Annotated in this window: 12 protein-coding genes; 11 read left to right on the forward strand and 1 reads right to left on the reverse strand. The window is 45.2% G+C overall.

What is annotated here, in order from left to right; translation table 11 throughout:
* From dnaE to IJJ71_RS00230, 4 genes are all read left to right on the forward strand, one after another.
* A partial coding sequence (gene dnaE / locus IJJ71_RS00215) for a DNA polymerase III subunit alpha (RefSeq protein ID WP_296844618.1) occupies nt 1-1,780 on the forward strand: 1,780 nt, incomplete at its 5' end.
* A 164-nt stretch (nt 1,781-1,944) separates the two neighbouring features.
* Nucleotides 1,945-2,535, forward strand: coding sequence for a YggT family protein (locus tag IJJ71_RS00220; protein WP_296844620.1), 591 nt, complete (start codon nt 1,945-1,947; stop codon nt 2,533-2,535).
* A gap of 97 nt (nt 2,536-2,632) precedes the next feature.
* Nucleotides 2,633-3,904: a hypothetical protein gene (locus IJJ71_RS00225; protein ID WP_296844621.1), complete on the forward strand. Its 1,272-nt coding sequence runs from the start codon at nt 2,633-2,635 to the stop codon at nt 3,902-3,904.
* 91 nt (nt 3,905-3,995) lie between these two features.
* Complete coding sequence (locus IJJ71_RS00230) at nt 3,996-6,326, forward strand: ATP-dependent DNA helicase RecG (protein WP_296844622.1); 2,331 nt, start codon at nt 3,996-3,998, stop codon at nt 6,324-6,326.
* 181 nt (nt 6,327-6,507) lie between these two features.
* Here IJJ71_RS00230 and IJJ71_RS00235 read toward each other — a convergent pair whose 3' ends face one another.
* Nucleotides 6,508-7,344: a sigma-70 family RNA polymerase sigma factor gene (locus IJJ71_RS00235; protein ID WP_296844623.1), complete on the reverse strand. Its 837-nt coding sequence runs from the start codon at nt 7,342-7,344 to the stop codon at nt 6,508-6,510.
* Nucleotides 7,345-7,960: 616 nt separating this feature from the next.
* Here IJJ71_RS00235 and IJJ71_RS00240 point away from each other — a divergent pair.
* The 7 genes from IJJ71_RS00240 (at nt 7,961) to IJJ71_RS00270 (ending at nt 14,633) form a co-directional block, all read left to right on the forward strand.
* A complete protein-coding gene (locus tag IJJ71_RS00240; RefSeq protein ID WP_296844624.1) occupies nt 7,961-9,472 on the forward strand; it encodes a carbon starvation CstA family protein in 1,512 nt (503 codons plus the stop codon).
* 289 nt (nt 9,473-9,761) lie between these two features.
* Entirely contained in the window at nt 9,762-10,421 is a 660-nt protein-coding gene (gene pth / locus IJJ71_RS00245; RefSeq protein ID WP_296844625.1) for an aminoacyl-tRNA hydrolase, read from the forward strand.
* Between the two features lie 80 nt (nt 10,422-10,501).
* The gene (gene mazG / locus IJJ71_RS00250) at nt 10,502-11,386 is read left to right on the forward strand and encodes a nucleoside triphosphate pyrophosphohydrolase (RefSeq protein WP_296844626.1); all 885 of its coding nucleotides are present in this window, start codon (nt 10,502-10,504) and stop codon (nt 11,384-11,386) included.
* 60 nt (nt 11,387-11,446) lie between these two features.
* A complete protein-coding gene (locus IJJ71_RS00255) occupies nt 11,447-12,043 on the forward strand; it encodes an ATP-dependent Clp protease proteolytic subunit (protein WP_296844627.1) in 597 nt (198 codons plus the stop codon).
* Nucleotides 12,044-12,144: 101 nt separating this feature from the next.
* Nucleotides 12,145-13,068, forward strand: a complete 924-nt coding sequence (locus IJJ71_RS00260; RefSeq protein WP_296844628.1) for a GNAT family N-acetyltransferase — start codon at nt 12,145-12,147, stop codon at nt 13,066-13,068.
* A 28-nt stretch (nt 13,069-13,096) separates the two neighbouring features.
* The gene (locus IJJ71_RS00265) at nt 13,097-13,930 is read left to right on the forward strand and encodes a DbpA RNA binding domain-containing protein (protein WP_296844629.1); all 834 of its coding nucleotides are present in this window, start codon (nt 13,097-13,099) and stop codon (nt 13,928-13,930) included.
* Between the two features lie 10 nt (nt 13,931-13,940).
* The gene (locus IJJ71_RS00270; RefSeq protein WP_296844630.1) at nt 13,941-14,633 is read left to right on the forward strand and encodes an MBL fold metallo-hydrolase; all 693 of its coding nucleotides are present in this window, start codon (nt 13,941-13,943) and stop codon (nt 14,631-14,633) included.
* Nucleotides 14,634-14,641 lie beyond the last annotated feature (8 nt).

Below are 14,641 nucleotides of genomic sequence, written 5' to 3' on the forward strand. Positions count from 1 at the left end.
CCCAAAGACCTTCGAGCTCTTTAAGCGCGGTGATTCGGCTGCGGTATTCCAGTTTGAATCTCCTGGTATGCAAAAGATTTTGCGCCAGTTCCAGCCGGAAAAACTTGAGGATTTGGTTGCGTTGAACGCTCTTTACCGACCGGGACCTATGGACTGTATCCCGGATTATATCGACGGAAAATGGAAGCCTGAGACGATTCACTATCCTGACCCGTGCCTTGAGCCGATTTTGAAAGAAACTTACGGCGTAATGGTCTATCAGGAACAGATTATGCAGGTTTCGCAGAAAATTGCGGGATTCTCTCTTGGTGGAGCTGATATGCTCCGTCGTGCTATGGGTAAAAAGAAGCCAGAAGTCATGATGGGCAAAAAGAAGGAATTCGTCGAAGGTGCTGTGGCTCAGGGATTTGAAGCAAAACACGCCGAGGACATCTTTGAAATCATGATTCCGTTTGCGGGTTACGGCTTCAACAAGTCTCACGCGGCGGCATATTCAGTCCTCGCATATCGCACGGGCTGGCTAAAAGCAAACAAGCCTGCCGAGTTCATGGCGGCCAACCTTACAAACGAAATTACTTCCACGGACGGTCTTCCGGCTTATATCGCCGAGGCTCGCCGAATCGGAGTTCCTGTAGATCCGCCAGATGTTAACCGCTCGGACGCAATTTTCGATGTTGTTGACGGCCACATCGTCTTTGGTTTCAAGGGAATCAAGGGAATGGGAGATCGGGCTGCGCGGGCAATCGTTTATGAACGCGAGCAGAACGGAAAATATAAAGATTTCATGGATTTCTTGATTCGTGTTATCAAAGTAAAGGAAATTCCTGGCGAAGAAAAGAGCGATGAAGAAGGAAAAGCAGGCCGCGCGACTGCAATCAACAAAAAAGCAATCGAAGTTCTCATAAAATGCGGTGGTTTCGACAATCTTGATCAGAACCGCCCGACATTGATTGCAAATCTTGACCGTGCCTACGCTTATGCCGAAAAAATTGCTTTTGGTGCTGATGACGGACAACTTTCACTCTTCGGTGACACTGACGAAAAGGAATATGCCGACTTTGTTTTTGAGAAGGTCGAGGATTGTTCACGGCTCGAAAAGCTCAACATGGAAAAAGAACTGATTGGCTGTTATGTTTCGGGACATCCTCTTGATGATTATAAAAAAGCCTACGAAAAGGCGACGGTCAATTCTCTCACAATCGCTCGTGCCGCGAAGGACGACAAGGCTGAAAAAGACGCAATGGCTGCAAGCGGTCGAAATCCGTGGCAGATGAAAAATGCAGGTCGAGTCCAGTCAGCCGTGGGAATGTTGATGGAACTCCGCACAATTGTGACAAAAAAAGGCGTTCCGATGGCGTTTGCCAAATTGCAGGACTACAACGGCTCGTTCGACCTAACTTTCTTTCCAAAAACATGGGAGCAGATAAAAGATAAAATCGAAAACGATAAAATTTACGCTTTCAAGGGAAAAATCGATTCCAGCCGTGAAACTCCGAGTATGCTTGTTGATTCAATCGAAGACCCGGCTGTTTTGCAGGAAAAGGCAATCGAAGAAATCCATATTCAGCTTGATGGAAATTTCTCTGATGAAAGACAGATTTTCGGTCTCAAAGAATATCTTTTCGGCGTGAACGGAACTTGCGCAGTTTACTTCCACATCGATACGCTTACGGATAATTACATCGTAAAGGCATCGAATCAGCTGCAAGCTCCGGCCACAAGGGAATTCCTTGAAGATTTGAAAGGAATCCCTCTTGTAAAAGATGTCTGGACCATCTAAGAAATTACCTCCTGTAATTTCTTAGATGTACGAGAAAATTCTGTTCACCTGTGGCAAACACGGCAAAGGGCGTTTCATTTGCCGTTTGAATTTTCTCTGGCTTTTTTACCGCATCCATGCGGCAAAAATTTGTCTTTTTGGCAAGAAAATATTATATTTAAAATATGAATATTTTTTCTATTTTGGCTTCGGTCGTTTCAATTTATACACTTCTCTGCTTTGTGCGGGTTATGCTCTCTTGGTTCCCTGGTGCAGAATATTCTCGCTTTGGACAGGTTCTGCGTCAGATGTGCGACCCATATCTCGATATTTTCCGTAGATTCAGATTCCTGCGATTTTCTTCCTTTGATTTTACTCCGGCGATTGGACTTTGTGTGCTCATGGCTTTGCAGGCATTTTTCAACAGCCTTGCAATGGGTAAGGCTTTTAGAATCTCAACGATTCTTTCGATGCTCGTCATGCTTGTCGGAAACATCTTTACTTCGGTTTTGGGCTTTTTCGCTGTAATTATTCTAGTTCGCCTGATTGTTTATTTGATTATTGGTGATGGACAAGGTTCTTATTCAATCTGGACAGCAATGGACAGGGCAATTTCTCCGATAATTTTCCGAATTGCGGGCGCGTTCTTCCGAGGGCAGTCAATTTCGTTCGTGAAGGCTCTCGTCACTTCGCTTATCGCGCTGCTTCTTTCATCGGTTTTGATTTCGTATGTGATTCGCGTTCTCGGCGGATTGATTTCGCTCATTCCATTTTAAAAACTCGCATTTATTTTACTAAAACAAAAGAAAAAAACTTGACAGATTTATACGGGGGGGGGGTACGATATTCATACTATATTATGGAGGTATCCCAATGAAAAAACATCGTTTATTTTCTGTTTTGTGTGTCATCCCCCTGCTTGCTTTTCTTTCCTGCTCTGATGATTCTGACTCATCTTCGGATGATTCCGGCGCGAACTTGTTTGCTTCACCAAAGACCGTTATCTACTACATGGACACGGGGAATTCTGTATCTGTTTTAAGCACTTCTCGAAGTGCGCGTGCTGCGGTAACTGTCGAAACTGAAACGATTGCAGAAGGTGATACGATTGCACTTTCTGAGCTAAAAGATATGGTTGACGGGGACTGCAAAAAATCAGTGCTTTCTGGTGAGGAAACGCCTGTTTATGCGATTTTGGATATCGTGAAGAATGAAATTTATAATAAAGTTGGAAATCTTGCTTTTGATGAACCGTATGATTTTTCTTCAGACCCCGTAACAGCCACTCGCACAGTCAATACCGTTGAATGTGATTTTACGGTAGATTCTTTTGAAGCAAGGTATACGAACGGTAGTGAAACGGCATATTTGTATCTGACGATGGGCGTTTCTTATAACGGCGCAAAGGTGTTCGATGCAGTTGGCGTTATAAAATGTACACCGAATGATGTTGGTACGCTTGATGTGAGTTTCTATTATGAATATGTTGGCAACGCCGATGTGTACTCATATGTGGAATTTAAAGTTGTTTCTGGGAAAAAGACAAAAATTGAGTACGGTATTGATAATGATGAAAGCGTTCTTAATCCGTATTGGGAAAAATTTGAAATAACGGCTTCAAAAATCAGTGGCTATCATTATAAGACCGAGAGCGGAAATTCTCGCAAAAAAGCGTTTGTAGTAAACAGTGCGGACTATTGCGCAGTTTATTCAGAAAGAAGTGAAGATACATATCGTGCCGTACACAACACCAAAGCAGATGGTTCTCGTATACGGTCAAAGTCATTGAGGGACACTTCTGAATTATGGAGGTATTATCTTCCAAACTTGAATATTCCCGAAGGCTACACTGTTAAGAAATGTAGCAATTATGATGAAGATTTTTATCTTTACAAAGCTGACAATACGAAGTATCGCCTTTATCATGATCTACGAGAAACTGCGGATTCTGAAGGAAAGGAAATACATATTTTCGCCCTTTCAGAGGATTTGTTTTCAGAAATTGGTGTGACTAGTAAAATCTCTGAATCAGATTTGCAAAACCTTGATGTTCCGACTGATTCTTCTGCATTCCCTGAGGAGGAAAAACCTGATAACACAGAGTTGAAAACGCTTCTTGCTGCTTGGAATACAAGCGCAGAGTGATGTATCGTTGATTCCTATGGCAGAGAAAAATTGGTTGATTTTCGGTGCAGGAAAGCGTACAATACGGACTTAAGATAATTTTGAGGTCGTAATGCATCTTTCCGAACTGAACAATTCGATTTCTTCTCTTGCGGGCATTGGCGCGGCTAAGCAGGCTCTTTTTGCGCGGCTCAATGTTTTTACGATTTCGGATTTGCTTCAGTTTTATCCGCGCGATTACGAAGACCGCACGCAAAAAATCACGATTGCCCAGTCGCTCCAAAATAACACGGGGAAAATCCACACGATTGCGCAGATTGTCGCCCATGACTGGTTCGGTTACGGCAGAATGAAAACGCTCAAACTGATTGCAACCGACGGAACGGGCACGGTGGAACTTGCCGCATTCGGGCGGGCATTCTTGGAAAAAACGCATCCTGTGGGGCAGATTGTCGCGCTCTCGGCAAAATGCGAAGTCAAATTCGGGAAATATCAGTCAACTTCTTTTGAATTGGAGAAGATTTCTGACGGCGGGCGGCTTGCCGATTTTGCGGGAATCGCCGTTCCGAACAGCCGAGTCCTGCCTATTTATCCGCTCACCGAAGGGCTGACGAACAAAATCGTGAGCAAGACGATTCAGGCGGCTTTCAAGCAATTTTCGCTCGGTCTTGAAAATGATTTGCCCTCAGAAATCATCGAAAAGCGGAATCTTCTTTCCAAAAAAGAGGCGATTCGCGCGATTCATTTTCCGAAAACGATGAGCGAAGCGATTGGCGCGAGAAATACGCTCGTCTTTGAGGAACTTTTTCTTTTTCAGAAAACGCTGGCGGAGCGGGCAATCGCTCACCGAGGAAAATTGCCCAAAATCGAGATTGGCTCTGCCGAAAGCGAGCAAAGGCAAGTTTCAATAGAAGAATTTGAATCAAAACTTTCCACGCGGCAGAAAAATCTCCTCGCGCGGCTTCCGTTCAAGCCCACACCCGACCAAATGAGCGTAATCACGTTGATGAACGAGGACATTGATAGGAATTACGGATTTGGTAGGGAGCGACCCGTCAGGGGCAAAACCTGTGAGACAGGTTTTGAGCGAGTCTCCGAGAAGCTATGCTTCGAAGGCGGGGATTTTAAGGGGCAAAGCCCCTTAGGAGAGGGGGTAGCGAAAAACGCCAGCGGCGGTTGGAGCGAGGGGGAGACTTACCCCTTTTCTCACTTTTCAATGCGTACTCTCCTTCAAGGCGATGTCGGCTCTGGAAAAACGCTCGTCTCCTTTTTTGCCGCCCTGCGCGTGATTGATTACGGCGGACAGGTCGCGCTTATGGCACCCACGGAATTGCTTGCGCGGCAGCACGCCGAAAATGCCGCGAAAATGCTTGAAGCCGTGGGCGTTTCGGTCGCGTATCTTACGGGGAACATCAAAACGAAGGGGCGCGACAATCTTCTTTCCGCGCTCAAAAAAGGCGAAATCAACCTTGTGATTGGCACTCACGCGCTTTTTTCAAAAAATGTGCAGTACCACGACCTTGCGCTTGCAATCATCGACGAGCAGCACCGATTCGGCGTAATGCAACGCTCAGCAATTCTCGACAAGGGGCGCACTTCCGTCGTCGCCACGGACAAATTCGCACAGCCGCCTTTCCGCGAGCCGAATCTTCTGATGATGAGCGCAACCCCGATTCCGCAGACGCTTGCCCTCACAGTCTTTGGCGACCTTGATGTGCGAACGATTCACACAATGCCGCAGGGAAGAAAGCCAGTCACGACCTATCTTTCAAAAGCCGGGAACGAACGCAACGCTTATGAAGCCGTGCGAAAAGAACTTGCGGCCGGTCATCAGGCATATTTTGTCTATCCCGCAATCGAAGGAAACATGGATTCGGGTGATTTTGGCACGGATTCTTTCGGAAAGCAGAATCTCAAATCAGCGGAAGAAAGCTTCAATTTCCTGCAAACGCAGGTTTATCCAAATTACAAATGCGCGCTGATTCATTCAAAAATCGACGAAGAGACTCAAAATCAGATTTTACAGGATTTCCGCGATAACAAAATCCAGGTGCTCGTGGCAACAACAGTCGTAGAGGTTGGAGTTGATGTGCCGAATGCCACCTGCATGGTAATCGAGCAGGCAGACCGATTCGGCTTGGCTGCTCTTCACCAGCTCCGCGGACGAGTCGGCCGTGGAAGCGCACAGTCATTCTGCTTCTTAATTTACCGCTCGAACATCACCGAAAACGGAATCGCCCGAATGAAAGCCCTTCACGAGACCACCGACGGCTTTAAAATCGCCGAAGAAGACCTGAGATTAAGAGGCCCCGGCGAAATCACCGGCACAGCCCAAAGCGGCGACCTCGAATTCAAAATAGCCAACCTGGCAAGAGATGAAAAAATCATGAAAGAAGCCCGAATCGAGGCGTTTTCTATAATAAGCCAAGAAGAAGCCGATTAACAGCCATGAAATTCAAAAAAACGGGCGGAGTCGGGGTTGCGACACAAACTCGCCTGAGCTTTGCTCACTGCGATGTTTGGGGCTTTAAGCTAAAACAAAACTGCCGCATGGACGCGGCATAAAGCAAATTGACCGCAAGAATTTTCTGAAAGAAAATTCTTGTCGCGACATGGATGTCGAATTAAGCTACATAAGCTTCCAATCGTCTTCGGCGTGACGGGCTCTGAAGCATCTGAACCGCGCCCTTTTCAATCTGACGGATTCTCTCTTTCGTGAGGCCACATGCATCGCCAATCTCTTTGAGAGACATTGCCTTGTAACCGCCCAAACCGTATCGCATACGAAGAACACGCTCTGCCTTTGGTTTGAGAGTTTTGAGCGCGCCCTCGACATCGTTTTTGAGGGCATCTTCCATTGCTGCCTGCTCTGGAGTCGGGTTGATTTCGTCTTTGTAAATGTCGCCCATAACGGCATCGCTCTTTGTTGAATCAATCGGAGCGTCAAGGCTAAGCATGTCGCGGTTAAAGTTGAGCAGGTTGCGGACATAGCTTGCTTCCATACCGAGGATTTTTGCGATTTCTGTAATCTGCTCGTCCTCTGCCATGTCAGTCTCAACCATTGTGCGGGCTTTTTCAATCTGGTAAAGTTCATTGACCTTGTTCATCGGCAAGCGGATTGCACGACTTCGGTCATAAATTGCCTTCTGGATGCTCTGACGGATCCACCAGACAGCATAAGAAATAAATTTGTATCCTTTTGACACATCAAAGTGGTCTACGGCAGTCATAAGGCCAAGGTTGCCCTCACTAATCAAGTCCATCAGCTCAAAGCCACGGCCCTGATAAGTCTTTGCGATAGCCACAACGAAGCGGAGATTTGCGTTCACAAGCTTATTTTTTGCAGATTTTGAGCCATTTCGAGCCTCAACAGCCAGTTTTTTCTCTTCTTCCGCAGTCAAAAGCGGGATTCGGTTAATATCTTTGAGGTAAAGGTCCATCATTTCGTCGTCAAATTTCATAGCAAATCTCCTGAAAAAGTCTTTTTTTACGCATAATATATAGCAAGTTTCGTGCCAAGAATTTAAAAACGGAAAGTGGAAAGTGGAAAATTGAAAGTTTTTTGGCGTTTCCGCCGCTACTTCACTTCGTTTCGTAACGCGGCGGTCGGGCTATTCGGGGTTCCGCCTTTCGGCTCCATTCCTTCGGAACGGCTTCGCCTGCCTGACGGCAGTCTCGCCGCCCCTACTATCCCTAACGCATCGGCTGATTTTTGGCTTTCCAAACTCGTGTCGGAATCATTGAGTCAAAATAACACACCGGCTTGGCTCGGAGTCTTTTCTGTGTCATTTTGATACAGTTTGGGTTTTAAGGTAGGGAGCCGGTCGCCTTAGGCGAAGAAACTTGCGAGGCAAGTTTCTAGGCGAGTCTCGGTGAAGGCTATGCCTGAACCGTGCCCTTAGGAGAGTGGGGTGCGGCGCAACGTTGGAAGCAAAGCTTCCTGAGTGCGACGCAGGGGAGAGACTTCTCCCCTTTTTACAAAAAATTTTGACAACTTTAAAAAGCAGATTTACAATTAAAACAAAAAAAAGCGCTTGAGAAGAAAACGTTTTTTCCCATCCAGCTTAGGAGGTTTTAATGGTAACATTCTTTGTTGCATTGGCTATCCTTATCGGTGGCTATTTCGTTTATGGCGCGCTTGTTGAGAAGGTCTTCAAGCCAACGGACAATCCAACACCAGCTATCGCAAATCCTGATGGTGTCGATTATGTTCCGATTCCTGCTGCAAAAGCATTCCTTATCCAGCTTTTGAATATTGCAGGTCTCGGCCCAATTTTCGGCGCAATTTCTGGTGCGATGTGGGGCCCTAGTGTTTACATTTGGATTGTAGCGGGTACGCTGCTTGCCGGTGCAGTCCATGATTTTACGGCTGGTATGCTCTCTGAGCGCAATGACGGTGCTTCAATCTCCGAAGTTACAGGAAAATATCTTGGCCCGGTAATGCACAATGTAATGCGTGTGTTCTCGGTAGTTCTTCTTGTTCTGGTCGGCGTTGTATTCATGGTCGGTCCTGCTGGCCTTCTTGCAAAACTTACCCCAGGCATAAGCGTAAAACTTTGGACAGTTATCATCCTCTGTTATTACTTCCTTGCAACCCTTCTGCCAATCGATAAAATCATCGGTAAAGTCTATCCTTTCTTCGGTATTCTTTTGATTCTTATGGCAGTCGGCATCATCATCGGAACAATGATTCACTCTGGCGAACGCCCAATGATGGAGCTTACCCTCAAAAATCTTTACCCAGGAAATGTTGACGGAACAGGAGTTAAGCCAATCTGGCCTCTCATGTTCATTACTGTAGCCTGTGGTGCAATCTCTGGCTTCCATGCAACTCAGTCACCAATCGTTTCTCGATGTATCAAGAGCGAAAAAGAAGGACGAAAAATCTTCTACGGCGCAATGGTTGCAGAAGGTATCATCGCTTTGATTTGGGCTAGTGCTGCTGTAGCATTCTTCTGGAACAAAGACGGAAGCGGTTCTGGACTTTCAGCTCTCAAAGCAATCGGCGGCGGAAACTCAAGTTCAGTTTACGAAATGTGTGTTGCATTGCTCGGTAAAGTCGGCGGTCCAATCGCATTGCTCGGTGTAATCGTTTGTCCAATCACTTCTGGTGATACAGCATTCCGAAGCGCACGAATGACAATTTTCGACTGGTTCAAGCTCGACGAAAAGAAAATCAAAGTCCGACTCAGCACAGCAATTCCGTTGCTTCTTATCGGCTACGCAATTTCTTTCATCAACTACAATGTCGTATGGCGATACTTCTCATGGTCTAACCAGACACTGGCAATGATTGTTCTTTGGGCAGGTGCAGTATATCTCGCATCAAACTACGAGAACAAAAACCGATGCTGGCTTGCAGCTTGTCCGGCTACATTCATGTCTGCTGTATCAATCACATATTTGATGTACGCTCCAGAATGTATCAACCTTGGTACAAAAGGCGCAACTGGCCTTACAATCTCATACACAGTAGGTGTAATTGCTGCCGTAGTATTCCTGGCAATCTTCTTGTTCACGACTTACCGCAACCCGGCCGCAAGCCTTGAACGCCAGAAAGCAACAGTTATTGGTAGAAAAGAGAAATAAGAGGCTGCTTTAAAAGCATAAACAGTAAAGTCCGCCAAGTGTTAAGCGATTGAACACAAGGCGGACATTTTTTTTTCAAGGCCAGATTTTTGATAATCGACCAAAAGATTTTATATCATGTAGGAGCTTCACTCAAAGATTTAGGAAAAAAATGCTTTGCATTTGAAGTGCTGGATGCATCACTTATAAGTCATCTTTTGCAGAATATATAGAAAGCTAAATACAGAGAACTGGGAGCCGTTTTTTTATCCTTATTGTAAAACTCAGCTTTCAGTCTTATAATGTCCGCATGATTAAACTTGTCGCATTTTTGGGAAACTATGGCGAAGAATATAAAAACTCTCGCCACAATGTTGCATGGCAGTTTGCAAGCCAGCTTCCTTTTTACAATAAATTTTATTTCCAGAACAAATTCAAAGGCGATTATGCCGTAGTTGAAACGCGGATCTTAGCTGAATGGATGGGCGAAACCGGCGTTTATACAACAAAAGACGGCGGTGCACCGCGCGTTCCGGAAGAAGCTCCAGAAAAAATCTACTTTCTCAAACCGCTCACTTACATGAACCTCAGCGGTGAATCAATTGGCGAGCTTGCACGGTTCTTCAAAATCAACAATGACGAAATCTTGATTGTGCATGATGAGCTGGAGCTTCCAATCGGCACAGTAAGCCTCAAATGGAGCGGCGGGCTTGGCGGGCACAACGGGCTGCGCTCGGCAAAAGCTGTCCTCGGCACCGCTGATTTCTGGCGGCTCCGATTCGGCATTTCAAAGCCGGCAAACGCAAACATCGCGGACTATGTTCTTTCAAATTTCACTTCTGATGAGCGGATTATTCTTGCGCAGGAATTTGTTCCGACAAACGAAATGTTCTGCAAGCTCCTTTTATCAACTGACCCCAACCGAATTTTACAGGGCTGGAGCAAAAAAAAGATTGTTGAGAAAGTCTAAAAACATGTTATAATAAAGGGAATCTCTAAAAAAACGCTGAAAGCGAGTTTTTAGAGATGACCTAATTCAAGAAGACTTTTATGAAAGAAAACTCATTTGCTCATTTTTTTGAAATTGTGAAGGCCGTCCGCAAGGGGTGTCCGTGGGATAGGGAGCAAACTCCGCTCTCTCTGCGCTCAACTTTCTTTGAGGAAACTTGCGAGGCAATCGATGCAATCACTCAGGATGATTCAGACCATGTTAAAGAAGAGCTCGGCGATGTCCTGCTCAATGTTGTTCTGATTGCCTATCTTTTTGAAGAAAAGGGCCTGTTCACTGTTGACGAGACAATTAAGGCAATCACCGAAAAACTTATCCGCCGCCATCCGCATGTTTTTGCGCAGAGCGAGGGGCAGTCTCAGGTAACAGAAAGTGTTGCCGGCAGCCCGGAAAAAGTTCTCAATCAGTGGGAGCGGATTAAAGAAAATGTCGAGGGGCGCAAGTCGGACTCTGTGCTCGATTCAATTCCAGAAAATTTCCCGCCGATTTTAAAGGCATTCAAGGAACTGAAAAAGGCTTCTAAGGTTGGCTTTGATTGGAATTCAATCTACGAGACAAAAATGAAGCTTTGTGAAGAACTTGCCGAACTCAGCGACGCTCTTATTGATGTTGAGGAACTGAGCCGGTATGACGGTACAAAGCCTATCGATGCCACCAAGTTCAGCGAAGAGCAGAAAAAGGCTCAGCTTCATCTCGAAGAGGAATTCGGCGATGCCTTGCACTGTCTTTTGAATTACGGCCGCTGGCTTGGCGTTGACCCGAACATTGCGCTTCAAAAAGCGATGAAAAAATTTGAGTTTCGCTTCCATTATGTCGAAGATGAAATGAAAAAAAATAATATTCCGCTGGACAGGGCGCATCATCGTGATATGATGGACTTTTGGACAGAGGCAAAGGGTAAAAGCAACGGCCAAACGGGGATGTAAATATATAGAAGATTTTTTTCTATGATTTACTTTTTAATATTTTTTTATTATATTTAAGATATGAGAATTTTTAACGACAACGAAGAAGAAAAAAAATCTGAGCAGAAAGAGGATTCACTTTCCGAGAAGTTTTTGAAGACCCGCCAGATTATTTTGAGTGGCGAGATTAACGAAGAAAACACTGCCAAAGTTATCAAGCAGCTTCTTTTGCTCGAAGCTGACAGCGACAAGCCAATTTACATTTATATTGACTCACCTGGAGGCTCAATCGACTCAGGTTTCGGCATTTACGACATGATTCGTTTTATCAATGCCCCTGTTTACACAATCGGAACTGGCCTTATTGCCAGCATGGGCTCAATCATTTTGCTTTCAGTGCCAAAAGAGCGTCGTTTTGCACTTCCGAACAGCCATTATCTCATTCATCAGCCGTTGATTGGCGGCGTTGCGCGCGGAGTTGCAACTGATTTGGAAATTCAGGCTGAGGAAATTGCCAAGTCTAAAAAGAAGCTGATTAAATTGATTGCCGCCGAGACAGGAAAGAGCGAAGAGCAGGTCGAAAAGGACTGCGATCGTGACCATTGGCTCACTGCAGACGAGGCTTTGGAATACGGCCTTGTAAGCAAGGTAATCTCGAAGAGAGAAGAGCTTAAATAGCAAAAAATTGCCCGCGCGGGATTGGAGCGCCGAAGTAGCCGCAAGGCTATGAGCGTTAGCGAAGCGCGCAAAGCCCGGAGGCGGTTGAGTCGCGCAAAAATATGGCATTTGAACTTACGAAATCTATCATTGATGATGTTATTTTCTCGATGGAAGACCAAAATGATGAGTTCGTGTTTGATGCTAAAAATCTTTGTGTCGTGTCTTTGGGGACTTTGGAAGAATCTGAAGAGTGCGAGACTGAAGAAAATGAGAACCTTTATTCGTTGCCGGCCTGGACTTCGGACGACGGATTTGAAATTATGCGAAAATTTGCCGAGAGCGTGCGCGTTCCAAAGGTTTACGAGGAGCTGCAGCAGGTGCTCGCAAATGGAAGGGGGGTATTCAGGAATTTTAAAAATGTGTTAAAGCAGTACCCGCACATCGAAAAACGCTTTCATGCTTTTAAATATTCAGAAATGCGTGCCGTCGTTGTTGAATGGTACAATTCGCTCCGTGAATCTTGGGGCTTGGAAAAACTGAATCAGGATTTTGAAGAATATAACGAACTGACTCAGGAAGATTTTGAATTCCACCCCTACAATCATCAGAAGGACAATGATTGTATCGTAAATGAGGCGAAGATTATCGCAGAAGAATTTAAATCAGAGTTTGGCGGCAACAAGGCAAAAGCGATTGCTCATTTTTGGCTTCGCAAGTTTAATTATGAAAACCCTTCTGACATCGACGGGATTATTTGCCGCACATTGTCAGATGAATTCGCCGGCTGTATTTTATTTTCTAAATGCGAGTCCTTTGCAGAAAAGGTGGTGGCTCTCACCGCAGTTTTTGTTAATCAGAATTACCGTGGCTTAGGAATTACCAGAGAGCTTTTTTCACGCGGCATTTCCTATTTAATGAGATGCGGAATTCAGAGTTTAATTATTGTTGATTCTGTGATACCAGATTATTTGGAGCCGTTGTTAGCCCGTTGTGGATTTGAAAAAAAAGGCTCCGCATACATGCTAGAATTGACAGACAAGTAAGCCAAATTTTAAAAGGAGATTTTTTATTATGGCATTCAGACGCAATTTCAGAAGAAATTTCAGACAGAACAGAGAGATTGATCTCGATCAGGCAGCCAACTATCTTAAAGATGTTGTTTCAAAAGTAAAGGCAAATCCTGATGAGCTTGAAGCACTTAAAAAAGTGTTCAAAAAGAATGTTCCTCTCACAATGCGTTCTTATGTAGCCGCTTATCTTTTGCGAAATGCTGGCGGCGCAATCTTCCGTTTCAACAATTTCAAAGACCGCGAAGATTTCCATGCTAACCGTGAAGAACGCTTCAACCGCTTTGAGCGAAATGAAAATCAGACAGAAGAAGCTGCTGGCGAAGCACCAGCTACACGCGAGCGATTTACACGCGTTCAGATTCCAGCAGAAAATTCAGAAGTTGTATTCGTAAGCATCGGCCGCAACCGCCGTGTTTATCCACGCGACCTTGTTGGTCTTTTCATTGGCGTTGCCGGTATCGAAAAAGAGCGAATCGGCGACATCCGTGTTCTTGCAAATTATTCATTCGTCCAGCTTTTCAAAGAAGATGCAGAAAAAGCAATCTCTGCTTTGAACGGACATATTTACCGTGGCCGCGCTTTGAGCGTAAGCTATTCAAAACAGCGTCCAGAAGGTGAGGATATCGAGGAAGAGTCTGTAGACAACTACGAGAACAATGAGCCAGTTCCAAATGTATCAAATGAGTCTGCACCAATCGTTGACAGCTACACTTCAACAAACAGCGATACAATGGCTCAGCAGGCTGCTTTTGCAAAGGCTCAGGCTGAGATGACTGACGAAGAGATTATGGCTGCACGCGCTCCACGCTCTTCTTCAACAAGCGACATAATGTAACGGAGGCTTCATGGACCTTCATCTTCTGCATACAGGCCCGCTCCGGGTCAACACTTACATAGTTCCGATTTGTGAGAACAAAGTCTTTATTGTTGACCCTGCAAACTGTGCTTTTTCGCGTGATGAAGGTTCTCTGCTTTCCTATCTTGAATCAAATAAATTAGATGCCGTGGCAATCATTTTGACCCACGGCCATTTTGACCATGTTTCGGGGCTTCCTGCCCTCAAAAAATCCTTCCCAAATATTCCGATTGCGATTCACAAAAATGACTCTGGCATGATTGGCCCTTCTTCTCAGGTTGAGCAGGGGGCGGCTCTCGCACAAATGGGCTTTGAAGCTTTCCTTCCATTTGTTTCAAATTTGCCGGAAGCTGTGGCTTTTCTTGAGGATGGAAAATCTCTTGCTCAGGTTTTTGACTCTCTGGATTTGTCGGATGATGTAAAATTGGCTCTTGAAAACTGGCAGGTTTTGCATACGCCTGGCCACACCGAAGGCTCATGCTGCCTTTATAATGAGAATGAGCATGTCTTGATTTCGGGAGATACTCTTTTTTACCGTTCTTGGGGGCGCACGGATTTAATTGGCGGAAACGAGCGCAAAATCCATCAGAGCCTTGCAAAAATTTTGGAAGAATGTGATGAAGAAACTCTCGTATATCCAGGTCATGAACACACAGGCTTTGCTATTTCAGAAAATTATTAGCTTATAGC

It is taken from the genome of Treponema sp., assembly GCF_017430385.1.
Taxonomy (GTDB): domain Bacteria; phylum Spirochaetota; class Spirochaetia; order Treponematales; family Treponemataceae; genus Treponema_D.